At 54.6% G+C, this 25,533-nt stretch carries 27 protein-coding genes, 1 tRNA gene and 1 pseudogene; 15 read left to right on the top strand and 14 right to left on the bottom strand.

Annotation, left to right across the window (positions count from 1 at the left end; genetic code table 11):
• Window positions 1-11: 11 nt before the first annotated feature.
• Window positions 12-1,118: an agmatine deiminase gene (gene aguA / locus ATI02_RS14030; RefSeq protein WP_095190038.1), complete on the top strand. Its 1,107-nt coding sequence runs from the start codon at window positions 12-14 to the stop codon at window positions 1,116-1,118.
• Between the two features lie 245 nt (window positions 1,119-1,363).
• A complete protein-coding gene (locus tag ATI02_RS14025; RefSeq protein WP_100846578.1) occupies window positions 1,364-1,576 on the top strand; it encodes a hypothetical protein in 213 nt (70 codons plus the stop codon).
• Window positions 1,577-1,765: 189 nt separating this feature from the next.
• Here the strand turns inward: ATI02_RS14025 and ATI02_RS14020 are convergent, their stop codons facing one another.
• Entirely contained in the window at window positions 1,766-3,859 is a 2,094-nt protein-coding gene (locus tag ATI02_RS14020; protein ID WP_100846577.1) for a TonB-dependent receptor, read from the bottom strand.
• A gap of 256 nt (window positions 3,860-4,115) precedes the next feature.
• Here ATI02_RS14020 and ATI02_RS14015 point away from each other — a divergent pair, with 256 nt between their 5' ends.
• The 6 genes from ATI02_RS14015 to ATI02_RS13990 all read left to right on the top strand — a co-directional run bounded on the left by ATI02_RS14015 (window position 4,116) and on the right by ATI02_RS13990 (window position 8,811).
• Window positions 4,116-4,784, top strand: a complete 669-nt coding sequence (locus tag ATI02_RS14015) for a DsbA family protein (RefSeq protein WP_100846576.1) — start codon at window positions 4,116-4,118, stop codon at window positions 4,782-4,784.
• 296 nt (window positions 4,785-5,080) lie between these two features.
• On the top strand, window positions 5,081-6,367 hold the full coding sequence (locus ATI02_RS14010) for an OprD family porin (protein ID WP_095190042.1): 1,287 nt from the start codon (window positions 5,081-5,083) through the stop codon (window positions 6,365-6,367).
• Window positions 6,368-6,598: 231 nt separating this feature from the next.
• On the top strand, window positions 6,599-7,345 hold the full coding sequence (locus tag ATI02_RS14005) for a 2OG-Fe dioxygenase family protein (protein WP_100846575.1): 747 nt from the start codon (window positions 6,599-6,601) through the stop codon (window positions 7,343-7,345).
• A 79-nt stretch (window positions 7,346-7,424) separates the two neighbouring features.
• On the top strand, window positions 7,425-7,802 hold the full coding sequence (locus ATI02_RS14000; RefSeq protein ID WP_008080517.1) for a GNAT family N-acetyltransferase: 378 nt from the start codon (window positions 7,425-7,427) through the stop codon (window positions 7,800-7,802).
• Window positions 7,799-8,515 (top strand): AzlC family ABC transporter permease, encoded by a 717-nt coding sequence (locus ATI02_RS13995; RefSeq protein WP_100846574.1) that lies wholly within the window; start codon window positions 7,799-7,801, stop codon window positions 8,513-8,515. The genes ATI02_RS14000 and ATI02_RS13995 overlap by 4 nt, the downstream gene beginning before the upstream one ends.
• Window positions 8,494-8,811 carry a branched-chain amino acid transport AzlD family protein gene (locus ATI02_RS13990; RefSeq protein WP_007909127.1) on the top strand — a complete coding sequence of 106 codons (318 nt, stop codon included), beginning with the start codon at window positions 8,494-8,496 and terminating at the stop codon, window positions 8,809-8,811. Before ATI02_RS13995 ends, ATI02_RS13990 begins: the two co-directional genes overlap by 22 nt.
• On the opposite strand, the gene ATI02_RS13985 is transcribed toward ATI02_RS13990, so the two are convergent.
• Window positions 8,728-9,654, bottom strand: a complete 927-nt coding sequence (locus tag ATI02_RS13985) for a LysR family transcriptional regulator (protein WP_100846573.1) — start codon at window positions 9,652-9,654, stop codon at window positions 8,728-8,730. The two genes, ATI02_RS13990 and ATI02_RS13985, sit on opposite strands and share 84 nt — an antisense overlap.
• 469 nt (window positions 9,655-10,123) lie before the next feature.
• On the opposite strand from ATI02_RS13985, the gene ATI02_RS13980 reads away from it, so the two are divergent.
• From ATI02_RS13980 to ATI02_RS13965, 4 genes and pseudogenes are all read left to right on the top strand, one after another.
• Window positions 10,124-10,414, top strand: a complete 291-nt coding sequence (locus ATI02_RS13980) for a type II toxin-antitoxin system RelB/DinJ family antitoxin (RefSeq protein ID WP_100846572.1) — start codon at window positions 10,124-10,126, stop codon at window positions 10,412-10,414.
• Window positions 10,380-10,694, top strand: a complete 315-nt coding sequence (locus ATI02_RS13975; protein WP_100846571.1) for a type II toxin-antitoxin system YafQ family toxin — start codon at window positions 10,380-10,382, stop codon at window positions 10,692-10,694. Before ATI02_RS13980 ends, ATI02_RS13975 begins: the two co-directional genes overlap by 35 nt.
• A gap of 136 nt (window positions 10,695-10,830) precedes the next feature.
• The gene (locus tag ATI02_RS13970; RefSeq protein ID WP_100846570.1) at window positions 10,831-11,238 is read left to right on the top strand and encodes an MbcA/ParS/Xre antitoxin family protein; all 408 of its coding nucleotides are present in this window, start codon (window positions 10,831-10,833) and stop codon (window positions 11,236-11,238) included.
• Window positions 11,239-11,249: 11 nt separating this feature from the next.
• Window positions 11,250-11,915: pseudogene (locus ATI02_RS13965) on the top strand (RES family NAD+ phosphorylase).
• A gap of 42 nt (window positions 11,916-11,957) precedes the next feature.
• Here ATI02_RS13965 and ATI02_RS13960 read toward each other — a convergent pair.
• Window positions 11,958-12,239, bottom strand: coding sequence for a DUF3077 domain-containing protein (locus tag ATI02_RS13960; RefSeq protein WP_100846569.1), 282 nt, complete (start codon window positions 12,237-12,239; stop codon window positions 11,958-11,960).
• A gap of 454 nt (window positions 12,240-12,693) precedes the next feature.
• On the opposite strand from ATI02_RS13960, the gene ATI02_RS13955 reads away from it, so the two are divergent.
• The gene (locus ATI02_RS13955; RefSeq protein ID WP_095190108.1) at window positions 12,694-12,876 is read left to right on the top strand and encodes a type II toxin-antitoxin system HicA family toxin; all 183 of its coding nucleotides are present in this window, start codon (window positions 12,694-12,696) and stop codon (window positions 12,874-12,876) included.
• 31 nt (window positions 12,877-12,907) lie between these two features.
• Window positions 12,908-13,333, top strand: a complete 426-nt coding sequence (locus ATI02_RS13950) for a type II toxin-antitoxin system HicB family antitoxin (RefSeq protein WP_100846568.1) — start codon at window positions 12,908-12,910, stop codon at window positions 13,331-13,333.
• A gap of 265 nt (window positions 13,334-13,598) precedes the next feature.
• On the opposite strand, the gene ATI02_RS13945 is transcribed toward ATI02_RS13950, so the two are convergent.
• Genes ATI02_RS13945 through ATI02_RS32005 form a run of 4 tightly spaced genes read right to left on the bottom strand, consistent with a single transcriptional unit; the run spans window position 13,599 to window position 16,950 of the window.
• On the bottom strand, window positions 13,599-15,515 hold the full coding sequence (locus ATI02_RS13945) for a P-loop NTPase family protein (RefSeq protein ID WP_100846567.1): 1,917 nt from the start codon (window positions 15,513-15,515) through the stop codon (window positions 13,599-13,601).
• Window positions 15,508-15,999 carry an ABC-three component system middle component 5 gene (locus ATI02_RS13940; protein ID WP_100846566.1) on the bottom strand — a complete coding sequence of 164 codons (492 nt, stop codon included), beginning with the start codon at window positions 15,997-15,999 and terminating at the stop codon, window positions 15,508-15,510. The genes ATI02_RS13945 and ATI02_RS13940 overlap by 8 nt, the downstream gene beginning before the upstream one ends.
• A complete protein-coding gene (locus ATI02_RS13935; protein WP_202864005.1) occupies window positions 15,999-16,619 on the bottom strand; it encodes an ABC-three component system protein in 621 nt (206 codons plus the stop codon). The genes ATI02_RS13940 and ATI02_RS13935 overlap by 1 nt, the downstream gene beginning before the upstream one ends.
• Window positions 16,603-16,950 (bottom strand): hypothetical protein, encoded by a 348-nt coding sequence (locus tag ATI02_RS32005; RefSeq protein ID WP_107647000.1) that lies wholly within the window; start codon window positions 16,948-16,950, stop codon window positions 16,603-16,605. The genes ATI02_RS13935 and ATI02_RS32005 overlap by 17 nt, the downstream gene beginning before the upstream one ends.
• 317 nt (window positions 16,951-17,267) lie before the next feature.
• Here ATI02_RS32005 and ATI02_RS13925 point away from each other — a divergent pair.
• Window positions 17,268-18,487, top strand: a protein-coding gene (locus tag ATI02_RS13925) for an IS3 family transposase (protein ID WP_425273613.1) whose coding sequence is annotated in 2 segments (ribosomal slippage) — window positions 17,268-17,613 and window positions 17,613-18,487 — 1,221 coding nt in all. Because the reading frame shifts where the segments join, the coding sequence is not laid out codon by codon here.
• Window positions 18,488-19,348: 861 nt separating this feature from the next.
• Here the strand turns inward: ATI02_RS13925 and ATI02_RS13910 are convergent.
• From ATI02_RS13910 to ATI02_RS13880, 7 genes are all read right to left on the bottom strand, one after another.
• Entirely contained in the window at window positions 19,349-20,506 is a 1,158-nt protein-coding gene (locus ATI02_RS13910) for an AAA family ATPase (protein WP_100846562.1), read from the bottom strand.
• 237 nt (window positions 20,507-20,743) lie between these two features.
• Window positions 20,744-20,819 (bottom strand) — tRNA-Thr (locus ATI02_RS13905).
• A 429-nt stretch (window positions 20,820-21,248) separates the two neighbouring features.
• Window positions 21,249-22,484, bottom strand: a complete 1,236-nt coding sequence (locus tag ATI02_RS13900; RefSeq protein ID WP_100846561.1) for a methyltransferase — start codon at window positions 22,482-22,484, stop codon at window positions 21,249-21,251.
• The gene (locus ATI02_RS13895; RefSeq protein WP_007909164.1) at window positions 22,465-23,154 is read right to left on the bottom strand and encodes an ABC transporter permease; all 690 of its coding nucleotides are present in this window, start codon (window positions 23,152-23,154) and stop codon (window positions 22,465-22,467) included. Before ATI02_RS13895 ends, ATI02_RS13900 begins: the two co-directional genes overlap by 20 nt.
• Entirely contained in the window at window positions 23,154-23,846 is a 693-nt protein-coding gene (locus tag ATI02_RS13890; RefSeq protein ID WP_007909165.1) for an ABC transporter permease, read from the bottom strand. Before ATI02_RS13890 ends, ATI02_RS13895 begins: the two co-directional genes overlap by 1 nt.
• A gap of 78 nt (window positions 23,847-23,924) precedes the next feature.
• Complete coding sequence (locus ATI02_RS13885) at window positions 23,925-24,674, bottom strand: ABC transporter substrate-binding protein (RefSeq protein WP_008080539.1); 750 nt, start codon at window positions 24,672-24,674, stop codon at window positions 23,925-23,927.
• A gap of 13 nt (window positions 24,675-24,687) precedes the next feature.
• Window positions 24,688-25,461 carry an ABC transporter ATP-binding protein gene (locus ATI02_RS13880; protein ID WP_007909167.1) on the bottom strand — a complete coding sequence of 258 codons (774 nt, stop codon included), beginning with the start codon at window positions 25,459-25,461 and terminating at the stop codon, window positions 24,688-24,690.
• Between the last annotated feature and the right edge of the window lie 72 nt (window positions 25,462-25,533).

Raw genomic sequence — 25,533 nt, 5'->3', positions numbered from 1 at the left:
GTCCTGATCCGATGACCACTTTGAAAAGTACCCCGCGCGCCGATGGTTTCCACATGCCGGCCGAGTGGGCGCCGCAGACTCAGACCTGGATGATCTGGCCCGAGCGTCCGGATAACTGGCGTCTGGGCGGCAAACCGGCGCAAGCCGCTCACGCGGCAGTGGCCAAGGCCATCGCCCGTTTCGAACCAGTGACTGTTGCGGTCTCCGCCGGCCAGTACGAAAACGCCCGTGCGCGTCTCGATGTACCGAATATTCGCGTGGTCGAGATGTCCAGCGATGACGCCTGGGTGCGCGACAGCGGCCCGACTTTCGTCATCAACAACAGCGGCGAAGTGCGTGGTGTGAACTGGGATTTCAATGCCTGGGGTGGTTTCGATGGCGGCCTGTACTCGCCATGGAACCGTGACTCGCAGGTCGGCGGCAAGATCCTTGAAATCGAGCGCAGCCCGCGTTATCGCACCGAAGGTTTTGTGCTGGAGGGCGGCTCGATCCACGTCGATGGCGAAGGCACGCTGATCACCACCGAAGAATGCCTGCTCAACCGCAATCGCAACCCGCATCTGGGTCGCGAAGAAATCGAAGCGGTGCTGAGCGCCAATCTGGCTGTGGATAAAATCATCTGGCTGCCGGACGGTCTGTTCAACGACGAAACCGACGGCCATGTGGATAACTTCTGCTGCTACGTGCGTCCCGGTGAAGTACTGCTGGCCTGGACTGACGATCCGCAGGATCCGAACTACCCGCGCTGCCAGGCGGCCATGAAAGTGCTGGAAAACAGCACCGACGCCAAAGGGCGCCCATTCACGGTGCACAAGATGCCGATTCCGGGGCCGCTGTTCGCCACCGAAGAAGAGTGCGCCGGGGTCGACCCGGTGGACGGTACGCAGGAGCGTAATCCGAGCGTGCGTCTGGCCGGTTCTTACGTGAACTTCCTGATAGTCAACGGCGGCATCATCGCCCCGAGCTTCGACGATCCGATGGATGTTCCGGCCCGGGAAATTCTGCAAAACCTGTTCCCGCAGCACGAAGTGGTGATGGTGCCGGGCCGCGAACTGTTACTGGGCGGCGGCAATATCCACTGCCTTACCCAACAGCAGCCAGCGCCGCGCAAAGAGTGAGTTGAGTCGTAACAGCCCGAGTTGATTCATAAATCAGCCGGGCGACGATTCACGCGCCCTGTACCTGAAGAAGCCCGCAGCCCGATTGGACTGCGGGCTTCTTTGTATCCGCTTGTCGACAAACCGCAGACCTTGGCATAGCTCTTGTATCGGACAAAGCGCACTAGGGAGGGAGGAGAACTTCAACAGTTCTGTCATAAACCTTGGATAACTTAGCCGCTCATGACCGGGGAGAGAGCGCTGAAATGAACGCCGAAGTGAACGTAGTCAGCGAGCGGACTTTGCATCCCATGGCCGTAAACGGCGAATTGCTCCAGATTGTCGCGCACTTTTTGAAGTCCAATGGAACGCGTCAGATCAGGGAAGCTGATCCGCGCCGGATGATGATCGAGCGCTACCCCGCTGGCCTGTTCAGCGAGGCCGAACTGGAAGCGTTGTGGGCTGTGATGGAAGGATAAGAAGTACAACAGGGATGGGTAAAAGCGCTGCCGGGATGGCGGCGCTTTTTTATGCACGATACAAAACCGATGTGAACACTGAACCTGTGGGAGGGGGCTTGCTCGCGAAGGCGTCGGGTCAGTAGACATCATGGTTCCTGACCCACCGCATTCGGAAGCAAGCCCCCTCCCACAGGTTTTTGCGCTGATTTAGAAGCTGTAGGTACCCGTCATCACCACGCTACGCGGTGCACCCGGCATGATCTGCGCGGCGCTGGTCGCCGACGCGTAGTACTCGCGGTCGGTGATGTTGTTCAACGCCCCACGCAAATCCCAGTCCTTGAAGCGGTACCCGACCAGCGCATCCCAACGGCCATAGCCCGGCAGCTCCGTGGTGTTGGCGTTATCGGCATAACGTTGGCCGACCAGGGTCAGGCCGGTTTCGCCGTACCAGCCCATTTCCGGCTTCCAGGTCAGGAACAGACTGCCGTTGTGCTTGGCGACGTTGTTGATGCGTTTGCCTTCCAGACCGTTGTTGTCCTTCTCGATGGTCGCATCCTGCACGCCGACGCCACCGCGCATGTACCAGTTGCCGACGAGTTTGCCGGTTGCGGTCAGTTCAATGCCCCGTGAACGTTGCAGACCGGTCATGACGGTCAGGGTCGGGTCATTGGGATCAACGGTGCGGCGGTTGTAGAGCTCCAGGTCATAGACCGCCAGCGTGGTACTCAGGCGATCATCCAGCCAGTCGCTTTTAACGCCGATTTCTTTCTGCTTGGTCAGCTCGGGGCTCAGGTCGTTGCTGTTGCCGGCCGCGCCCGGAGTGATGCCGATCAGACCACCGCCTACGGGCGAGAAGGTCTTGGACCACGAGGCGTAGAACGAGTGATTTTGCAGCGGCGTCCAGACCAGACCCACGCGCGGGCTGGTGCTGTGGCTGTCACGATCTTCGGTAATGTTCCTCAGCTTGTTGGTCGACTCGATGTCGAAGGTGTCGTAGCGCAGACCCGCCAACAATTGCCATTGATCGTTCAGCCGCAGTTGATCTTGCACGTAGACCGCGCGGCTTTCGACTTCGGTGTGGCTGTTGCTGGACAACTGCATGCGTCCGGTATGGCGCAGTTCGCGGTTGGGGTTGAACAGGTCCAATGCCGGCACCGGCTGGGAACCTCGGCCGGTGGCGGCGTTGTACAGCTTCGGGTCACGGCGCTGACTGCCGGTTTCGATACCGGTGAGCAGGCGATGCTCAAGGCCAAAGGTATCGAAACCGCCTTCCAGCTCGAGGTTGTTGTAGACGTTGCGGGTGCTCAGATCCTGTTGCCAGTGCTGGCGCGTGACCTTATTGGTCGCCGGGGTGTAACCGGTCAGATAGGTGTTGTCGAAATCGCTGTCGAGCTTGAACACGCCGAGGGTCTGGCGCAGTTGCCAGTTGTCATTGAGCTCATAGGTGAGTCTGGAGCGCAGGGACTGCGTCTTGTCGTCGATAAAATCGTGGTCGTTGCCGTAAGTCGTGTCGCGGCCCACGTCCGCCGGGCGACCGTTGACGCCTGGAATACCGCGATCCGGCGTGCGGTTGTAGCGGCTGTATTCGTACTGCACCAACCAGTTCAGGTCGGGTGTCAGTTGCCAGCTCATTGACGGCGCGAACAGTTGGCGGTTACCGCTGACGCCATCGCGGAAGCTGTTTTCATCCATGTTGCCCATGTTCAGGCGCAGGCTGATGTTCTCGCTCGGGTCGGTGCTGAGGTCGGCGTACAGGCTGCGCAGATCTTCGCTGCCGCCTTGGGCTTCGATGGTCGAGCGACGTCCGGCCTCGGGTATTTTGCTCACGCGGTTAACGATCCCGCCCTGACTGCCACGGCCGTACAGCACGGCGGCCGGACCTTTGAGCACTTCGACGCGTTCGATGTTGTGCAGGTCGCGCTTGTACTGGCTGTCGTCGCGAATGCCGTCCAGATAGAAGTCATTGCTGGCGTCGAAGCCGCGGATGCGCAAGCTGTCGAAGCGGGTGTCGGCGCTGCTGCTGACGTTGGGCATGCCACTCAAGGCATCGCCGATGTCGTTGGTGCCGTAATTGGCAACGTTCGAGGTCTTGATCGAATCAATGGCCTGCGGCACATAGCGCACCGGGGTCGAAGTGCGGGTCGCGGTGTTGCTGACTTTGACGCGCGGGTCATCGGCCTCTTCTTGCGCCTGGGCGCTGATGGCGGTCGCGGGTAACTCGGTTGCAGAGTAAGCAAAACCACTCGACAGAAAGGCAGAAAGCCCAAGGGTGACGGGCGTGAGACGGAACGGGGCAGGCATTGAAAAGCGCATCCGAAAAGGTGGAAGAATTCTAGGATGCGAATGGTAATGCTTTGCATTTACTTCCTTTAATTATTCGTGAAAAGTTCCCCGGTCTGATTGTTTCAATTTGTGTCGAAATGGACACAACCTGACCGTTCGGACAATTCGCCCGGTTCACGAAACAGACTGAAAGCCGTTACGGCGTTTTTCCGCAACGGCTTCAGGCTTAGGCTGCCGGCATCGATTTTTCCCACATTCCTGCCGGAGTTTTCTGATGATCCTTCACTACATTTACGACCCTCTGTGCGGCTGGTGTTACGGCGCAAAACCGTTGGTGCAGGCGGCACAGCAAGTACTGCCGGTGATCGCTCATGCGGGAGGCATGATGAGCGGCGCCAACCGTCAGCGCGTTTCGCCACAGTTGCGCAATTACGTCATGCCCCATGATCGGCGTATTGCCGAATACACCGGACAGCCCTTTGGCGAGGCGTATTTCGAAGGCTTGTTGCGCGATGACACCGCCGTTTTCGATTCAATACCGCCGATCACCGCCGTCATGGCAGCTGAGGCAGTCGACGGCCGAGGACTCGAAATGCTCGGGCGTTTGCAGACGGCGCATTACGTAGGAGGGCGGCGAATTGCCGATGAGTCGGTCCTTCTGGAGTTTGCTACACAAATGGACTACGTCGTGGAAACCTTTCAGGCTGCGTTTAAATCCGTTGATGCAGAGCCACATATAAAAGCCACTCGCGGGCTGTTGGCTCAACTCGGCGGGCAGGGATTTCCCACGTTTGCGCTGGAACATGACGGTCAATTCACGCTGCTCGACATCAGTCCCTGGCTGGGCAAGCCGCAAGACTTCGCCGATTGGTTGGCTGAGGCCGTTGAAGTCAATACAACCGGCGAATCCTCTGCGTTTTGTGGTCTCGACGGTTGCGCTTGAAGCGCACTGGATTCACTGTTTACGCGCATTTCCGTGCAAGGAGTCAGCGAAAAATTTACGTTTCTTAGACGATTTTCGCCTATTTAAAGACGATTCTTGAAATTGACACAATGTTCAGGGCACGGCTAGGATTCGCCCCAACGCCTGTGGCCAACCGCCATGACTCAAAATAATAAGAAGGCCCGCCACGACTTTGTCGTGGGCGGGCCTTTTTGTTTCGGGGTGAAAAAAGAGTGCTTTAGCGCCGTTTCAGCCGTTCGACACAGCGCGTTTCAACCCGTAATAAGGAAAACAAAATGTTGAACAAGCGGATCAGTCTGATCGCATTGGGGATGTTGAGCGCCACTTCGGCCATGGCTAACGACCAGGCCGAGTCCAAGGGTTTTCAAGAAGACAGCAGCCTCAAAGTGCTGCTGCGCAATGCCTACATCAATCGTGATTACAAGGACGGTAGCCCGGACAGAGCCGAGTGGGGCCAAGCGGCCATCGGTACGTTCTCGTCCGGCTTCACCCAAGGCACCGTCGGTGTCGGTGTGGATGCCTTTGGTCTGTACGCCCTGCGTCTGGACGGTGGCAAGGGGCGCAGCGGCGCTGGCGGCATCGACTTCTTCAAGCAGGGCGACAGCGGCAACGCGGCTGACGATCTGTCCAAATTCGGTGCAGCGGTCAAATTCCGCGTCTCCAATACCGTTCTGACCTACGGTGACCAGATGCCGGCGCTGCCGGTGCTGAACTACGACAACTCGCGCCTGCTGCCAGAAAGCTACACCGGTACGTTGATCACTTCCAAAGAGATCAAAGGCCTGGAGCTGAACGCCGGTCGTTTCACCGCCGAATCGCGCAAGAGCGCTGAAGGCCGTGACAGCGGTGGCTTGAAGTCGATCAATGTGTTGGGTGGTAGCTACCAGTTCACCGAACAGTTCAAGGCAGCGCTGTACGCTTCCGACGTCGAAGACGTGATGAAGAAACAGTACGTGAACGCCAACTATGTGTTCCCGATCGACAAGGATCAGTCGCTGACTCTGGACTTCAACGGCTATCGCACCAAACTTGACAAGTCCTATGCGGACATCAAGAACACGGGCGGTCAGGACAACAAAATCTGGAGCCTGGCAGCCACGTTTGCCACAGGCCCACATTCGTTCACCGTGGCACACCAGCGCAGCACCGGTGACAGCAACCTGGGTTATCCATACGGCGGTTATCAGAATGACGGTCGCCGTCAGGGTGACGGTGGCAACACCATCTACCTGGCCAACTCGTACTGGTCGGACTTCAACGCTGAAGACGAGCGCAGCTGGCAGCTGGGCTACGGCCTGGACTTCGGCGCATTCGGCGTACCGGGTCTGAGCTACAACTTTGCTTACGTGCGTGGCGATAACATCACCACCGACACCAGCAGCGGCGGTACCGAGCGCGAGATCTTCAACCAGGTCAAATACGTCGTGCAAAGCGGTCCGGCCAAAGACCTGAGCGTGAAACTGCGCAGCTCGATCCTGCGCGTTTCGCAGAAATCCGCCGACTACAACAGCAGCGGTAACGAGTTGCGTGTATTCGTGGATTACCCGATCAACATCTTCTGATGCCCGATCAGGTGTAACGAAACTGAGAAAGCCCCGACTGGTTCGGGGTTTTTTTTCGACGGTTTTTTAGTGAAAACCGGAAAAAACCCGTGTTTTTGTCATGTAAAAGTTGTTTTTCAGTCGCTTCAAACCCCGTTTCAAACGACGCTTTAAATGCCTGAAATTCTTTCTCATGGACGCAAATTCTCCACCTAATAGATTAGGCCGCTCAATGCAGCGGAGAATTTGGTAATGATCGTTTTGAACAGAGAAGTGGGCGAATCGCTACGGCGCGACAAATACGTCAACGTCCAGGGTGGTGACTTCAATCTCTACGGTCATTTCGCCGACTTCGTCAGACTGACCAAAAGTTGGGAAAACATGGAACCTGACAGTTACTACGGTCAGGCCGAAGCCGGCATGCGTTTCCGTCGTTACAGCGATTTTGAGTACAACCCCAAGACGCGCGAACTGAAGCAGCTCGAACATCGCGCGTACGTGCAGTCCAAGGAAAACAACGCCTATGTCGGCGGCTTGGTGCGGCACTTCCAGGACTTTTCCGATGAGGTGATTTCGTCGCCGGTGATGCGCAGCCTGATCGACACCGACTTTGAGGTGTACAAAAGCGTGCTGCCGGAAGAGCTGCACGATGAGATCTGGCAATGCCAGATCCATCAGATCCGCATCGAAATCAAACCCGGCAAGCAGCTGGAAATCACCCCTGAAGGCATTCACTGCGACGGTTATCCGTTCAGTGGTGTGCACTTCTGGGGGCGCAACAATGTCGAGGGTGCGGAGAGTCGTTTGTATGACATCCACGAGCATCAACTGGCGTCGACCACCTACCAGGAAATTCTCGACACCACCTACTTCCTCGACCGCGACATGCGCCACTACGTGACCCCGGCGCGCAACACGCACACCCATGCGATGGCGTACCGGCAGATTCTGGCGATCTCCTTCTCGCGGCCCGGGACCGCTTTCGACATTGTTCGCTAATCAGATCACCCCAATCGACGGCGTCGAGTGCTCGACGCCAGTGGTGCTGCGTCGCGCCACGGCCAAGGATGCGCAACGCATGGAGCGCTTCTTCCGCCAGTTCGACGAAGTGTCCTTCTGCGAATGGCAGGACGCCAAATGCCTGCGTGGCGTGCTGATCCAGAAAACCACCACGGCCTATCTGGCCTTCGACGTTGCCGGCGAAATCGTCGGCGCGGTGTTGGGCGGCATGCTCGGCAGTCGTGGCACGATCAATCATTTGGCGGTCAGCCCGCGCTATCGCAGCCAGGGTGTCGGTCAACGTCTGGTTGAAGCAGCGTCTTCCGACATGAAGCGTGTCGGTGTGTTGCGGATGTTTCTGTTCGTTGACGATGCTAATCTCGCGGGCAAGCGATTCTGGACGGCCCAGGGTTTTTGCGAACCCCATGGCGAGCGGACATTTGAGAGGGATCTATGAATGAAACGTCCGGCAGTGCGCCGCTGATGGTCAACCATCAGCCGTCACGCACGTTTGCCGAAGCCAGCCCGGTGGTGGCCGGATACTTCACGGTGGCGTTTGTGTTCGGCTTGATGGCCGTCAACGCCGGGCTGCCATTGTGGCTGCCGGTCGCGATGTGTTTATTCGTGTATGCCGGCGCGTCACAATTCGCCGCGCTGGCGTTGATCTCCAGCGGCGCGTCGCTGACCACCATTGTGCTGACCACTTTCCTGATCAACGCGCGGCACATGCTGATGTCGGTGTACATGGCCAAGGCCCTGCGTGCATTGGGACTCAGCCGTATGGAGCGCTGGTGTTACGCCGGTGGCCTGACCGACGAATCCTTTGCCTTCCACAGCGTGAAACTCGGTACTGGCGCGCCGGTCAACGTGCGTTATCTGATCGGCTTCAACCTGTTCTGCCACACCGCGTGGGTGCTCGGCGGTCTGCTGGGCGCGGTGTGCGCGCAGTACGCAGCGCACCTGATCAAATATCAGCTCGACTACGCGCTGACCGCGATGATGCTCTACGTGCTGGTGTCGCTGTGTAACACTCGCAACAAACTCATTGCAGCAGCGGCCGCGGTGATTTGCATGGGCGTACTGAGTCTGGTCGGCAACTCGCCGTTTAATGTGTTTATTGCCACGTTTGTGGGCTGCGGAGTGGGTGTATGCCTGACCAAACGTTCCTGATTCTGGTGGTCGCGCTGATGATGGCAGTGACTTTCTTGCCACGCGCCTTGCCACTGCAAGTGAACACCGAGCACTGGCCGCCGTTTATCGCACGCGCGCTGGAGTACTTGCCGGTGGCGATCGTCGCTGCGATCAGCCTGACACCCTTATTGATCAAGGATCAGCACATACAGCTCGATCGCCCGGAATTCTATGCCGCGATTCCGACGTTGTTATGTGCGTATTTCAGCAAAAACCTCTTTCTCAGTGTGGCGGTTGGGACGGCTGCGTACATTGCGCTCGGCTCGTTCATGTAGCGGCAGATCGACGACATCGCTCAACGCCTGGTTCGACAACTCCGGGTTGTTCACCGCCAGGCGCACTTCGAGGAAATCCTCGAACCCGGGGAAAATCGTCAGGCCGTTCTTCTGCGCGGCCTCGCGCGAGACCATGCCCACCGCATCCATCTGTGTAATCAGCGACAGGGTCAGGGTTTCGCTGCACGAGTAGACCATGCGCTGGCCGTTCTCGTGATTGCCCAGCCCGGCGTCGAGAAAACGCAAAAAGCTGTGGGAATACGGACAATCTTCCGCAGGACGTACCTGAAACTTGTTGCCCAGCAACGTCAGTGGATCGTTTTCCTGCCCGCAATGGGCACCGACCACCTGCACCTGTACATCCGGCAGGACGATACTCGGCAAACCCGGACGCTGTGGGCCGATCAGCACCGCCAGGTCAAAGTCTTCATTCTTCAGCTTGCTGAGGTTTTCCATCGACTCGGCGTAGCTGAATTCCATCTGGTAATCGGGAAACACCTCGATCAGGCGTCCGATCATTCGACGATTGAAATCGGGCGACAACGTGTTGTTCAACGCCACTTTCAACGTGCGCTGCCCCGGCACTTTCAATGCCTCGACTTTTTCTTCCAGCTGTCGTGTGGCAATCAGCACTTTGTCCATATACGGCGTCAGCTCAGTGCCTTGCGGCGTCAGCGTCAGCCCTTTGTTGGAACGACGAAACAAGCGGAAACCGAACTGTTCTTCGACCTTGTTCAACTGCGCGGCCAAGGCCTGCACGGTCAGGCACGAATGCTCGGCTGCGGCCGACAACGAGCCGGTCTGCACGATGCGCATGAGGTTGCGTAAGGTTCTGCTATCCATGGGTAATGCCCTCTGAAGTGGGCTGGGTATTGTTGTTTACGAGACTGCCGATCCGGCGCCATATGCCGGCTATATTCCTGTACCTGAGCATAGTTGTCGCGGGTTTAGTAGCGAATTGATGTCCCCGCCGATGGCTGGAAGCTGACACAGGATCGGGGTTTTTGGTGACGTGGGGGTGATGGGGGTCAAAAAAAGTGCGTGGTTTTGGTGCGTGGGGAGATTTTTTTCGAAGAGAAACAGCTTACATCTTCCGAGGTTTATGCCTGCGTCATGCGCAGATACGTCTCAGGCAAAGTTCCGATTTAGCTGATAGCACCTACCTGTCAAAGGAGTTGAAATGGATGTCTGGCATGCAAGCCATGGCGGTAGACAACCACCTATCAACTTCGCGTTGACCGACGAAGATCCCTCCGACCACAATGCAGAGGTAGCGCTGATGTAGCTACAAAATCACGATGAGGTAATTGAAATGGCTGCACTACTGAAAACTACCGATGTGCGCTGCCGCATTGATGAGGATTTGAAAGCGCGTGCCACTGAAGTCTTAAACGCTTGCGGGCTGAGCATTAGCGACGCCATGCGACTTTTTCTGCGACAGGTTGTTGCCACTCAAGGGCTTCCCTTCGAGGTGCGAATTCCATCAGAGAAAACGGCCCGCGCGATGATGGAAGCACGAGAAATCCGTCAGCGTTTCGACTCGATAGACGACATGCTGAGGACTGCTGATGGCGAAACCGGAGAAAACGCAAAAACGCGCTGATCGGCCTAAACAGTGTGCACAGACTTCTGAATTCAAGAAGTCTTGGGATCGTTTTAACCGTGCCGGAAGGCGAGACATGAACGACGTCCGGAATGTGATGGCGATGTTGTTCTTGGGGCAGCAATTACCGGCAGAATATCTGGATCATGCGCTGACTGGAGATTGGTCTGGATTCCGCGAGTGTCATATCGGTGGCGATTTTCTGATGATTTACGAGAACACACGCCCAGACCTGATCACGTTTGTGGATTTAGGGAGCCATTCAGAATTGTTTAAATAGCGCAGAAAGACATAAGCCGGCTCGACTCCGGCTTCTGTGCGTTTGATCATTACGATTGTTCGTTTGTGTATCAAAACTCTAAAAAATTACAGTTATGTACTAGTCTTCAGCTAAGACAAAAAATCAGGAGGCGTCTATGCCTACCTCATCTCCAGCCCTCACCCCACGCGAACAACTAGACGCCCCCGAAGCCGGCCGCGTCGCGCTGAAGTTTTTCTTCAACCTCATGGAGCGCTGGGGCTGCAGCGCCGAGCAGCAACGCACACTACTCGGCGGCGTTGGCAACACCACGTTCTATAAATACAAACACCTGCCGAACATACGTCTGCCTAACGACACCCTTGAGCGCATCTCCTACCTGATGGGCATTCACAAGGCGCTGAGCATCATCTTCAGCAACAGCCGCGACCGCGCCTACACTTGGGTTAGTAGTCCGAACACGGCAGCGCCATTCAATGGCCGAACGGCATTGGATTACATGCTGGCCGGAAGGGTGGTCGATATCGCCGATGTACGCCGCTACCTCGACGGGGTGCGCGGTTGAAAGTGCCCGATTTGGTGGATGTGCAATGGCCGCGAGCCTACCGGATCGTCAACAGCAGCTTCCCGCCGATTGCGCTGTTCGAAGACGTGCTCGATCCCGAAGATCTGGAAGTTGCCTACGCAATTGAAGCGCTGACCAATGATCGTCTGATCGAGCAGGCCGGGGTTCTCGCCCGCGTGAGACCCGAAGATCGACTCTCTGGCCCCGGTTCGACTCCGGTGATGGCTGCGTTTACCCACGTCGGCAAACGCAGTCGTTTCTGCGATGGCACCTTCGGCGTTTACTACGCCGCCAGCAGTCAGGCTGCGGCCATCTCCGAAACCTGTTATCACCAGGAACGATTTCTTGCGGCGACTCAGGAAGCAGATCTTGAGTTGACCATGCGCACTTACGTCAATCGGGTGGTTAAACCGTTACACGACATTCGTCACGATCACCCCGAGCTGCACAATCCGGATCCTGAGGCTTACGGGCCGTCTCAGCTATTCGCCCGTCAACTGCGCGAAACCGAGTCGTGGGGACTGCTCTACAACAGCGTTCGCTTACCGGGCCATGAATGCGTCGCCGCGTTTCGCCCGCCAGCCGTATCAATCCCCAAGTAGGGCAAGCATTTGCGGTATGTGTGGAGTGCGAGTCAGCAGAAGATTTCGTTTGTGCTTGAGATCAGTCAGGTCTGAACCGCAAAAGCCCTCGCATCGGCGAGGGCCTGACACCGGCGTTTACATCAACGGCTTGTCCGACGGCGCATCCATCACTTTCACGACATCATCGATCAACGCCTTGCTCAACTCCTGCAGATACTGCGAGGCATAAGCGTGAAGATCAGGATCGCGCGAGACTGAAGTGTCCGCAGTGAGTAGTCGAGAGATGTGAAGCAAGTGTGAGGCGTGGGAAAGGGCGGCGATTACCGGCACACCACGATTGGTGCGGAACATCGCTTGATTGGATTGAAAGGAAAAGTGGGTGAGGCCGAGGGTTTTCAGATCTTGAGAATGGGTCATTTCGCTTCACCTTCCGTTCGAGATGGACGGGCGTGAAGTGACCGGTGTGCTGACGGATCAATGCTTTTCATTTGTGAACTCCCTGTATCAAATGAGAGCTGCCATTTCGTTCTCAGGCGAAAAGGTGGCAGCTATGCGCAGGCTGAGAAACCGGAGATACAGGAGCCCGGCAGACCCGAAGGTCTCCCACGCACAGCCGCCATTGCACGTGAATGCGGACACTAAAACAGCGTCGGCAATCGTGGTTTGGGGCGCTGGTGCGCCTGCATCTTACCCGGGTTCTCAGGCCCGGTCGCTGAATTGGCAGCGACGGGTTTGACGGTAGCTTGCGGAGGACGGATGCGCAATCGTGGCCAGGTGGTGGCTGCTGGTGTTTCTTTGCAGTGCAACACTTATGTTGCATATGCAGCAAATATGTTGCACATTCGCTTTACCGAAACGGCGAGTGATGCACATGAAGTACAGCGAGTTTCGGCGATGGTTGAAAGCTCAAGGCGTAGAGTTCCAAAACGGCAAGGGTAGCCACTTCAAGGTTTCCTTGAACGGCAAATCAACTGTGTTTCCCGACCACGGAGCCAAGGAAATGGGCGAAGGGTTGAGAAAATCGATAATCAAACAGCTGGGCCTCAAGGATTGAGGCCCAGCTGTACCCCATGAGAGGAATCGTGATGTTCGAATATGCGTTGGAAGTTCACGAAGAGCCGGGCAGTGTCTGGTTGTCCTGCGCAGAAATTCCAGAGATGCACGCCGTTGGCGACACCCTTGAACAGGCGCTCGACAGTGCTATCGATGCCATCGAGACCGCCCTGTCGATATACGTCGATGATCGCCGATTGATTCCGACAGGTGATGCGGGGGAGCAGGAAAGTGACGCGGTGTTGCGGCTGCCTGCACTGACTGCGGCAAAGGTTGCGTTGTGGAATACGCTTCTGGAGTCTGGGGTCAGCAAAGCTGAACTGGCACGACGCTTGGGTGTACAACGGCCTCAGGTAGATCGGTTAGTCGATTTCCTGCATCACTCCAAGATCGAGAATGTCGAGCGTGCTTTGCAGCAGCTAGGGCGTCGGATTTTGCTTTCGGTTGAGGCTGCGTAGGATTGTAGAAAGCCCCCGACAGCGATTGCTGTCGGGGGTTTTTCATTTGGGATGGAAAAAAAAACCAGAAACAACAAAGCCCCTGCATTTCTGCAGGAGCTTCGTTTTGTATGGTGCGGCACCAGGAGTCGAAATCACAGCTAACCTACTGGTGGAGATCAAGAACTAATACGAAATTTTTAGACTACCCCTAAAAGTATCCTTTTAGGGGCATTTCGCTAACCTTCTAGATGTCGATCAGACAGATCTCAGGACTTTAGTGTGTTTATATATTAAGAACGTTTCCGGAATAGAATGGCCCAACCCCAAATTTTTCATTATTAAGTTCATCTAGAACCATAGAGGTGCAAAAAATAAGCTGAAAATCAGAACGATCCTTGAAGCAGTTTATTAGGGCTCGCTGAAAGTTGTGACTGCGATATTCTTTCATACCTCCATTTTCAATTGCATCAACCAGCAAAAAGCGCGGTAGTCGATAATTTGGATCGTCCAGTGACTCTAAAAGCGCTGAAATGTGGAGCGAGTTTTTTTTGATGTAATTGGAACTGCCAGAGAATTTCACCCTTCCATTTATGAGCATTCGGTCCTTTGCGAAGTCGATCTCCACCTCTCCAGTGCTGGATTCAGCGAATTCCTCCTCATAAGGTTCACCATTGACCCGGCGCTCAGGTTGTAGAATGCTTACGACGTTTTCTGCAATTCCATGGTATACAGTTTCGCGCCTTTTTTTATTTGCAGCAGATGCGCTTTGAATAAGTTCTTTAATTTTTGATATGTCGGCGATTAAGTCTAGCTTTTTTAGTTTGTGTGCATCCAAGTCAGTGATGATTCTAACTTTTTTCTCATGGTTTATATTTTCAGACTCTAAGAATCCAATTTTTTGTGCTCGCTCCAGTGCGGCATGAGACGCAGGGTCGAACAATCCAGTGAATTCAGAAATTTTGCTTTGTGCATTCGCCAAATTCAATTTACAAATTTCAATGGAGGATTCCAAGCCAATTTTATGTTCGATATGGTCCTGTAAAACTTTCTTGTTGCTGAGCAGTTGGAAGTCTAGCTCGTTAAGAAGTTCCATATAATTAGAGTTGTGCTTGTCTCCTTCAATCAGGGACTTGCAAAGATGGCAATTTGCAGAGGTTTCGGAGAGGTCTGATGTCACGACTTCATTTAGGCAGCATGGGCATTGTGAGTATTTAAGGAGTCCAACTGTGTCATATGCTGCCTTGGACTCTAGTAAAGATTTTTTTCTAAATTGGAGCGATTTCTCGAATAGCTGACAATCTACAATTTCACCATTTACCAAAAATAGATCTGATTGAAAGCTTTGCAGCTGTCTAATGTAGGTGTCTATGTAAGATTTTATACGTTGAAATTCTAAAATTCTGGTTTGATCAACATTTGAGCTGACAATCTTTTCTGGTGGAGTGCTTCTTAATTTAATTATTTCAGCAATATTTGATGCGATATTGAGTTGCAGTGTCTGCAGCGTGACAGCAGAGTCCTCCCCCAATATTTTATACATTGCGGCAAGATCTGAAGCGACGCGTTCGTACTCTCTTTCAGCTATCAAAAGCTCTTGGCGTAGTTGATGTGTATCTAAGTTGTCGAGCCCTAAGAGGAACTCAGCAATTGCCAAGCGAGTACCTTCGCTGTCTGCACGTGGGTTGTCCTCTGCTCTAAAAATTTTTGTAGAAGCAGTTTCTTGGTCAACATACAAAAATCTTAGAATCTGATGCATTGTAAGATTGGCGTAATCTTCTGTCTTGTGACCTCCCCATCCAAGAAGCTCAAAAAATTTCTGAGAGAAGGACATTTTTTCGTCACTTCGACGTGGGCCGTAATTGCCCCAAGCCTCTACATCACTAGTTTCTTCATCATAACTGCCAGAGCGTATTGAGATTGGAGGTATCTTTCCTTTCTCAATATTTCTTTTTATAGTAAAAGAATTTCCATTTATATTGACTTGGCAGCACACATAGTCACATTTGTCTGCTGGATATAACCATTGATTATCCTTGATCTCTCCCCCTAAGATATAAAAGATCAATTCAAGAATAGTGGTTTTTCCGACAGAGTGATCGCCGCGAATAACATTTATTCCTGTGTGGAATTTTTCATCATAAACGCTAAATCCGGATTTTTTTACTATGAAGCGCTCAATAGAAAGTGTCGATTTAATCATAGCGATATTCCATTAATCCGCTTTTGAATTTAAAGCCTGTTTTTCCTTCGAGCTTGACTTTCGGTAATGCGGAAATCAGGCCTTTAAATAATTCGCTTTTTGAAAAGGAATCGTTGTTGAAAGTCTTTATTAAGTCGTCGGGTAGAGAGTTAGAAAGTAATGTAATGGTGCTCGCTGTTAGCTTTATGATTGATTTTTGTTGTAGGGCGAGCATCGCCGAATCTTGAATGCGAGAAAGCTCATAGAATAAGCTTCTGGGGTTTGGTGTTACTTCAAATGGGTCGGGCGTGCTAAAAATGATATCTTTGTATCGATTGAGCGGTCGAGGCAGGTTGACTGACTTTAAAAGATGAGGATACAGATAATAAAAATCTATAAGGCGTAATACGTCTTTTTGAGTTTCATGATTATCTATTGAATTTAAGATATTCAATATTCGATAAACACAGTGGTTTACATCATAACCTGGGTGATAAATTACCATCACGTCCACTCCACGTGACATTTTTCGGTTAAGAAATAAAGCATTCCTTCGACAAGATCGCTGGTTACAAAGCCGCCAGCCAACGTAACTTCATGATAGAGTGGTTCTATGATGGTGGCGTTAATTGCAGAGCGAATCGTGATGTCGCCTTGGCCGTTTTTAAGCATTGGTAGGATGTGGGCGTTAAATCTTGTTAGTATGAGTCCCAAAAGATGGTTAAATATAATCTGATAAGACTTTACATGTTGAAGCTTAGATATCATCTTCGCAGCTTTCTGGCTAGATATGAGCGCTTGGTTGAGATATACCTCTCGCCCTGCAATCTCTAATTTCGCTTCTAATCCAATGACAGTCCTCGAAGGAGAACTTTTGATTTTGCTCTCTAGCTCCTCTAATACCATCTGATAGATAGGGTCGCTTTCTTTAAGTAATTCGTGCTGAGCTATAAGCTTTTTTAAGGCTTCTGCACCTACCGTAACGTCAAAAGAGGGAATCTTTATTACGGTTGACCCAATATTAAGATCGCCTTGGATCTCATTGCTATGGATCTCATTTCCAGAAACTGACACCATTTCACGACTCCCTTGCTCGCGCACGGCGTTGTTAATCTTTGCCGCCAATACTGAAGTCGCCTTTAACTTTATTTTTATTGATTTTGTTATCTGTAATGTCCGATGAGTTTCCGATTTTGAAGTTGCCATCTACTTTGTTTTCTTCTATCGTGTTTTTGGCAATTGACTTGCTGTTGGTGCTTTTTTTCTGGTCGGATTTTACCCAAATCCAGCCCATTGCTATGCAGAATGCAAATATTGTAGCGATTAGAACTAAGTTTAATGTCAGGCTATTTTTAAATATTTCTGACTTGTCTAAATAGGTGGTAATTAGGTGCTGGAAAACAAACGTAGCTATAACTGACGGCCCACCTACTTTAATTGAATTTTCCCAGTTCAAAATGATTGCTCTCTTTTATAAAATCATGCTGTTAAGCTTTTTGCTTTTTCGTGCCCATAACAGCGTTTTCAATGGCTGGCTGCATCCGTTTGGATGATTCGTTTTGCATAAAACGGCCCGCTTGGCATATTGCCACTATGACAATTTAGCGGTTGCCATGATTTTAGTAAATAGAGGTCTCCACCTTGGGTTGCAATATGTAGGGCTATTTCCATCTCTCAAACCGTTAGAATGCGTTTTGCCTGGGTGAACGAGCCCCATGAAAGACAGGACACCGTTTCCCCCTTACGATAAGGGATAGGCAAACGGTTATGTTTATGACTAATAGCAACGATAAGAGTGGTGAGCTTTTGGGCCAGGAGCGGCGTCGTCGCTGGAGCCCAGAGCAAAAGCTGGCCATGGTTCGAGAGAGCCTTGAACCAGGACAAAGCGTTTCGGTCGTGGCTCGGCGCAACGGCATCAATGCCAACCAGTTGTTCCTGTGGCGCAAGCTGTACCAGGACGGCAGTCTATCGGCGGTCAGTGCTGGCGAAGCCGTGGTACCGGCCTCAGAGCTGAGCGATGCGCTCAAGCAGATCCGTGAACTGCAACGGATGTTGGGCAAGAAAACGATGGAAGCGGAAATCCTCAAAGAGGCCGTGGAGATCGCCCGGTCGCGAAAATGGATTGCGCACTCACCCTTGTTGCCGGGGGACGACCAGTGAAACTGGTCAGCGAATGTCTCGGTGTGGCGCGCTCGCAATTAACGGTTCGAATCAAGCAATCGGTATCGCCCATGACACGGCGAAGCAGGCCTGTGAACGACGCTGAGTTGGTGGCCGAAATCCAGCAACAGGTCAGCGAGCTGCCCAGCTATGGCTACCATCGAGTCTGGGGATTGCTGCGTCGCGCCCGTGTAACCCAGCTGCTACCTGCGATCAACGTGAAGCGAGTTTACCGGGTGATGCGTGATCACAACCTGCTGCTTGAGCGCCGGATCAAACAACCCGGCGTGCCGCGTCGGCACGAAGGCCGTATTGCGGTGCAAACCAGCGATACGCGTTGGTGCTCGGACGGCTTTGAGTTCCGTTGTGAGGACGGCGCTAAACTGAGCGTGACCTTCGCCCTGGACTGCTGTGATCGCGAAGCCATCGGCTGGGTCGCGAGCCCGACCGGGTACAGCGGCGATGATATCCGCGACTTGATGCTGGAAAGTGTGGAGAAGCGCTTCGGTGATCAACTGCCTGCAACGCCGGTGCAGTGGCTCAGCGATAACGGTTCGGCCTACACCGCCGAACAGACGCGCCTGTTTGCTCGGCAGATCGGCTTGCAGCCGGTGACCACACCAGTGCGTAGCCCGCAGAGTAATGGCATGGCCGAGAGCTTCGTGAAGACGATCAAGCGTGACTACGTGGCGCACATGCCCAAGCCGGATCGAGAAACGGCGTTGCGTAACCTGGCAATTGCCTTCGAACACTACAACGAGCAGCATCCGCACAGCGCCTTGAACTATCGCTCACCGAGGGAGTTCAGGCGCTTGGCAGTGGCATCAATTTAACGGGGAGTTGGTGTCCGGTTTTGTAGGGGCAAGTCCACTGGGAGCCGACATATCCTTGCATAATCTCCTGATCAAGCTGTCCCCACGTCATCCCGCCACGAATGTTGAGTGTTATCAGGGATCAAGGCCCCTGCGACCTGTGAGGGTTGTCCACTAACGCGGGACTGGCGGCTCTTTACGACCGGGAGCTTGGGCATCTCATGATCTGGCCTCCTGAACACTTCCAAAGAATTGGGCGGGTGGAGGCTGCACTGGCTGACGAGACCAATGCCGCGAGATCCTGAGTCGGGTGAAGGCAGTGAAGCAATGACCGGGGCGTGCCTGACTGTCAGTCAGGTGCAGTCCATTCCATGGGCTGCGGCACCATCATCTGCATCGCTGTTGCTGGTGACTTCGGTGTTTGTCACGCCGATTGTCGCGAGGGGAAATGCCGCAAAGCCTTGTACGAGGTGGGCTGCAGCAGTGGTAGGAGCGCCCGTCTCTTTCCGGGAGAAAGAGACGGGCGCAGGTTGGCGCACGGGAATGGCCAAGCGGATAGGTTGGCTGCAGGGCAGCTATGAAAGGGGATGAGTTGACGCAGTGGGCACACTGGTAAAAGTGGCATCCATCACATCGCTGTGACCGTGCGATCCGCCGCACGCTAATCGCACTTTGGGAGAACCACCACGGTGTGGCGTACCCTTAAAGGTTCTGGCTACCTGGGTTGCTGTCGGCGACAGCGCTTTGCCCGATCTTTTCTGCGTCTGTGGATAGTTCGTCATCTTGATGGAGGAGTGACGTTCGCCCCGAACTGGCTCACTTACATGATTGCGTTAACTGCACGGCAGAAATGCCGTCACTGAATAAAAATCAGCCCGCAGCCTAACTCCCCTCAATCAAAGCCCGCTCTTCCAGCCAGATCTCTTGAACAAACTGATCCGTAATCGCGTAAATCCCGTGCCCGCGTCGCATGATGATGTTCTCGGCAACCAGCGCAATCACCACCGGTTGAATCTCTTCGACCCGCACCTCTCGCCCGACTGACTTTGAATACTCAGCCGCTGCGTCAGTGGAGAAAATTCCGCGAGCATCGCCTTCTGTAGAGGCGATCTTGTTGAAAACGGCTTGAGCCAGGCTACCCAGTTGCTCGACTTTTTCCAGCTCGATGCTCGCCGCTGCCGAGCGCAATGTGCTGGCGATTACCGGTAGGAACACGTCTGGCTCGCCCTCTTGCTGTAAGAGTTGGCGTAGGGCCTTCAGCATTTCTTCAGGGCGATTTCCCAAAGTGTTGAACGCTTCGACAGCGGCTTCGAGGGACGGCAACTTGTCCTTCTTCACTGTCATTGCGAGTCGGTTGAGCAGGAATTCAACGTAATCGGCTTTCAGCAATGGATAGGCTGCTGACGTAGCGCCGGAAAAAGCGTGGTTGCGTTTGGCGGTCAGTTCGCTGACTTGTGCTCTGTGCGAACCTGTTCCGATAAATAGAAAGTATCCCGGCGTTTTCGGACGAGGGTTGATTGCATCGCGAGCGGCTTTGAGTGCCAGGAGCAGCTGATTGCCGTCGTCTGAGGAAATGGCGTGCTGCACCTCGTCAATGATCAACACCAGATCAGTCTTGGCTTGATCTACGACTTCGGTGAGTGCTTGCGCCAGTGTTGGGCCGTCGACGTTGCCAATGCTGTCGAGTTTGAAGCCGAACTTGAATCCAGCGGCGCCGATTTCAACATTGCTGACTCGCTTGAATGTTTCCAAGGCAGAGGAGCCCGGCGTTTGCAGATCTTTCAGGGTTTCCCGGATGGCGTTGTGCACAAGCGTTGCCGGGTTGGCCAGAGTGTCGCTCCATAAGTCGACGTAGATGACCAAAGCACCTGCTTCTTCCAAGGCCGGGATAAGGTCGTTCCTCAGAAACGTCGTTTTGCCTGTGCGGCGCAGGCCAGATAGAAATAAACCTGAGCGCAGACCTTCGTCGAGCACACCTGGATTGAGAAGCTGGTTAGCCATTGACTCGGCCAGTTCTGGGCGCTGAAAAATGCTGCTCATACGATTACACCTTTTTATGTGTACACCATAATTATTGCTATTTCATAATTTAGCATAAAGATGGAAATGTGAACCGTTGGTTCAAAGTCCGCGCTTTCGAAGTGTGTAAGAGGAAGTGTGGCTAATCGCGCGAAGTGCGAGGGGAGAAGCTATTTTCACCGAGGGTAAAACTGCCAGGAATATAAACATCCCAGAAACAACAAAGCCCCTGCATTTCTGCAGGGGCTTCGTTTTGTATGGTGCCGGCACCAGGAGTCGAACCCGGGACCTACTGATTACAAGTCAGTTGCTCTACCAACTGAGCTATACCGGCGTTGTGGGCGACGATTATAGCGATTGGGAAGATCCTGTAAACCCCTGAATTCAGACTATTTTTGCATCGCGGCAAATTAAGCACTGCGCAATGCGTAGCGCAGCATTCGTGCCTTACGCACGATAGGGCTGTTTTGCACGACAGGCAGTGGAGTTTCGGCTTTCGCGAGGGCAAAATTATTCGCTCGGCGAGCCCATTATTCGGCGGTTATGTCGTTTTGATTGGCAGCTTATGCACAACTGAGAGGCGCGAAAGTGAGCTTGGATAAGGTTTTGTGAAGCCATTCTCATTTTGTTCGCAAATCCCTGGTTTACAGGTTTTTTATTCATGTGAACAAAAAATGACCAGTGCTGTTAACGCAGCGAAACAGGCGCAGATATTGGATCCATGGGAAAACCATCAACAGAGTTATCCACAGGCTGTGATGTTTTAAACGCGTTCGGCCAGTAGCAGCAAATTACGCGGAGTCGGCGGGGTGTCGCAGAAGGTGCCGAGGCGGACGGTGTAGCCCTGTTCTTCAAGGAAAAGCGCCCGATCCAGATTCAGCCAAAGCTCCAGCGGCCGTCGGAACAATCCGCGAAGCAATTCGAGGTTGCGAACTTCGGTCAACCGCTGCCAACCAGCTGCTTCGAGTGCGGGCCAATCTGGCGCACCGATTGTGGATAACTCTTTGAGCGCAGCCAGATCTCGACAGTAATCAGCGAACGGTTTTTCCAGCCAGGCGCTGGGCAGCGAGGGCGTCGGCAGGTACTCGTCGACGCCGCGCACTTGCCGTTGCAGCAGGTCAAAGGCCAGACGACGGGCCATCGAGGTGTCACGCTGACGTCGGACGCGTGCACCGGCGGTGACGGTTTCGCTCATCGGCAGTGCCAGATCTTCCAGCGAGAGCTGTAGGAGCGATCTCGAACCGGCCGAAGACAATGCATGATATTCGCTACGACTGATGCGGTTGTAGCAGCAGGGCGCGATCGCCATTTGCTGGCAGCCGGCAGCACTGGCCAGTTGCATCAGCCGAACATGTAGATCGCCACACGCGTGGAGGGCGACGGGTGTGTGAGTCGCGCTCAGCACGGCAGAGGAATTCGCCGCCAGGACATCCTGTTCCACATGCAAAGCGTGCAAGTGATGACGCTGACTCAATGCCTGACCGCTGGCGACCAACAGAGGGTCGTATTCAACGCAAGTCAGTTGTTGCCCAGAGCCCAGCAAGCGCCGCCCCAAATGCCCCTTGCCCGAACACCAATCCAGCCAATGCGTCGGCTGCGAGGCAAAAGCCAAACAACTGGCAAACGCTTCGATCTGCTGCCACTTGCGCCCCGGCACATCGACATTCAACCGATGCCCCGCAGCTCCCAGCGCATGTCCCGGCAACTCGCCAATCGCACTCAACTCAGCCGACAACGCCGCCAATGAAGCGAATGGCTCCGGCGCATCGACAAGTTCGGCAGGTTGGTTGTGAGCGTTTTCCGCGTCTTCCAGCGACCGTCCGCGCAGCCACAAGGCCAGTTCCGGGTGGGACGCTTCCCAAGCAAGCGAAAGGTGAGTGAACGGTCGAGGTTTCCACAGCGCCTGATGCTCAATCAAAAAAGCATCCAGCGCCGTGAAACGGGCGAGTAAGTCCTCGCCCGCCAGCACGTGGGAAGTATCAGCGCCCTTGGCAGGCATCGACGCGCAGCCAGCGCTCCAGCAGCTTGAAGCCGCGGACCAGCACGTAAGCCATCAGCAGATAGAACACGCCCGCCGCGAAGAAGATCTCCACCGGCAGATAGGTGCGAGCGATGATCGTGCGTGCCATGCCGGTCAGTTCCAGCAGAGTCACGGTGCTGGCCAGCGCACTGGCCTTGAGCATCAGGATCACTTCGTTGCTGTAGGCCGGCAGGCCGATGCGCGCGGCACGCGGGAGGATGATGTAGAACATCGCTTTCGGCTTGGACATGCCCAAGGCCCGCGCCGCTTCGATTTCGCCCGGCGGAATTGCCTGAATCGCCCCGCGCAGGATCTCGGCGATGTACGCCGCCGTGTGCAGTGTCATGGTCACCGTGGCACACCAGAACGGATCGCGCAGGTACGGCCACAACGCGCTTTCACGCACCGCGTCGAACTGCGCCAGTCCGTAATAAACCAGGAACAGTTGAACCAGCAACGGCGTGCCACGGAAAAAGAAGATGTAGGCGTAAGGCAGCGAGCGCACGTACCACAGCTTCGAAGAGCGGGCGATGCCCAGCGGAATTGCCAGCAGCAGACCGGCAATCACGGCGATGGCCACCAGTTCCAGGGTCAGGGTCGCGCCCTGCGCCAGTTTCGGCAGCCACTTGATGATCACTTCCCAATTCATTAAGCGCTCCTCGCAAAGCCGCGAGCGGCGCGTTTTTCCAGGAAGTGCATGCCGGTCATGGCCAGCACGGTCAGGCCCAGGTACATGATCGCGGCGACCATATAGAAGGTGAACGGTTGTTTCGACACGGTTACGCCGATTTGCGCGTGACGCATGATTTCTTCCAGACCGATCACCGAGACCAGCGCGGTGTCTTTCATCAGGATCATGAACAGATTGCCCAGACCGGGCAGGGCGATGCGCCACATCTGCGGCATGATCAACCGGGTGAAGATCCGCCATTTCGACAGGCCCAGGGCCTGGCCGGCCTCACGGTGGCCTTTGGGAATGGCAAGAATCGCGCCGCGGAACACTTCCGTGGCGTAGGCGCCGAAGCACAGGCCGAGGGCGATCACGCCGGCGGCGAAGGCGTTGAGTTGCAGGTCGGGGTTGCCGAAGAACTCACCGAGGGCGCGCATCAGGTTGACCGTACCGAAGTAGATCAACAGCACCCAGAGCAATTCCGGGACGCCGCGCACCAGGGTCGAATAGGTGCCGCCAAGCCATTGCAGCGGCTTGTACGGGGAAGTCTTGGCCAAGGCGCCGAGCAGGCCGAGCACCAGTCCCAGGCACAGGGCGGTGAGAGCCAGTTGGACGGTCATCAGCGCGCCGGCAGCGAGGGCCGGGCCGAATCCGTAGAGGTCGATAATCATGGGTTTCTGTTCAAATTGCGGCAGGCAAAGTCGGGAGCTGGCGCCGTCGAATCACGGCGCCAGTCCCACAGGTCAGGATCAATAGATGCTGAACGGGAAGTACTTGTCGTTGATCTTCTTGTAAGTGCCGTCGGCGACGATTTCCTTCAGCGCGGCGTTCAGCTTCTCGCGCAGTGGGTCACCCTTGCGCACAGCGATGCCGATCTTGTCGCTTTCTACAACCGGGTCGCCCTTGAACTCGTAGTTCTTGCCAGCGTCGCTTTTCAGCCAGTCATAGTTGGCGTACTTGTCGGCGAGAATTGCGTCGACACGACCGGAAGTCAGGTCGAGGTAGGCGTTTTCCTGGGTGTCGTAGAGGCTGACTTTGATGTCATCGGCGTAGGTGTCTTCCAGCCAGGTACCGGCCAGGGTTGCACGCTGAGTACCGATGGTCTTGCCTTTCAGCGAGTCCTTGTCGGTTTTGAAGTCGACGTTTTTCGGGGCGATGAACTGCAGCTTGTTCGAGTAGTACGGGTCGGTGAAGTCGACCGCGCCTTTGCGCTCGTCGGTGATCGACAGCGAGGAGATCAGGAAGTCGAACTTCTTCGCGTTCAGGGCCGGGATGATGCCGTCCCAGTCGGACGTGACCACGGTGCATTCGACTTTCATCTTCGCGCACAGGGCGTCGCCGATGTCTTTGTCGAAGCCGACTACGTTGCCACTGGCGTCTTTATTGTTGAACGGCGGGTAAGCCGCTTCGATGCCCATCTTCAGGGTTTCGGCCATGGCACCGGCGCTGAACGCCAGGGTGACGGCGGCGGCCAGGAAGACCTTTTTAAAATTCTGCATGCATGTTGCTCCGTTAGCGGTTGCTGGACATGAATTGTTTGCAGCGCGCCGAAAGCGGGTTTTCGAACACCTGCTGTGGCGATCCTTGCTCTTCTATAAGGCCTTGATGAAGGAACACCACTTCGCTGGAGACCTGACGGGCGAAGCCCATTTCGTGGGTCACGAGCAGCATGGTGCGGCCTTCTTCGGCCAATGCGCGGATGACACTAAGTACTTCCTGAACCATTTCCGGGTCAAGTGCCGAGGTGGGCTCGTCGAACAGGATCACCTTCGGCTGCATCGCCAGCGTGCGGGCAATCGCCGCACGCTGTTGCTGACCGCCGGACAGTTGCGCCGGGTAAGCATGGCGCTTGTCGGCGATGCCGACCTTGGCCAGCAGCGCTTCGGCGACTTCGATGGCCTCGGCCTTGCTTTGGCCGAGCACGCGACGCGGTGCCTCAATGATGTTGTCGAGGATGCTCATGTGCGGCCACAGATTAAAGTTTTGAAATACAAAACCAATCTCGGAGCGCAGGCGATTGATCTGCTTGCCATCGGCGGCAACCAGTTCGCCATTTTTGGCGGCCTTGAGCTTGAGTTCTTCACCGGCCACCAGGATCTGGCCCTGGTGCGGGTTTTCCAACAGGTTGATGCAGCGCAGGAACGTGGACTTGCCGGAACCGGAGGAACCGAGGATCGAGATCACATCGCCGTCGCGGGCGGTCAGCGAGATGCCTTTGAGTACCTCAAGCTGTCCGTAGCGTTTGTGCAAGTTGCGGATTTCAAGCGCGGGCGTGGCCTCAGCCATGTGCGTTCCTCATATATGTTGCACTCCTGCTGTTGGTTGGCCTTCCTGGTGAGGCGGCCAAGCTAGCATAGC

Origin of the sequence: Pseudomonas baetica, assembly GCF_002813455.1 — a bacterium.
In the GTDB taxonomy this organism is placed as follows: Bacteria; Pseudomonadota; Gammaproteobacteria; order Pseudomonadales; family Pseudomonadaceae; genus Aquipseudomonas; species Aquipseudomonas baetica.
This window is presented reverse-complemented; position numbering and strand designations above follow the sequence as displayed.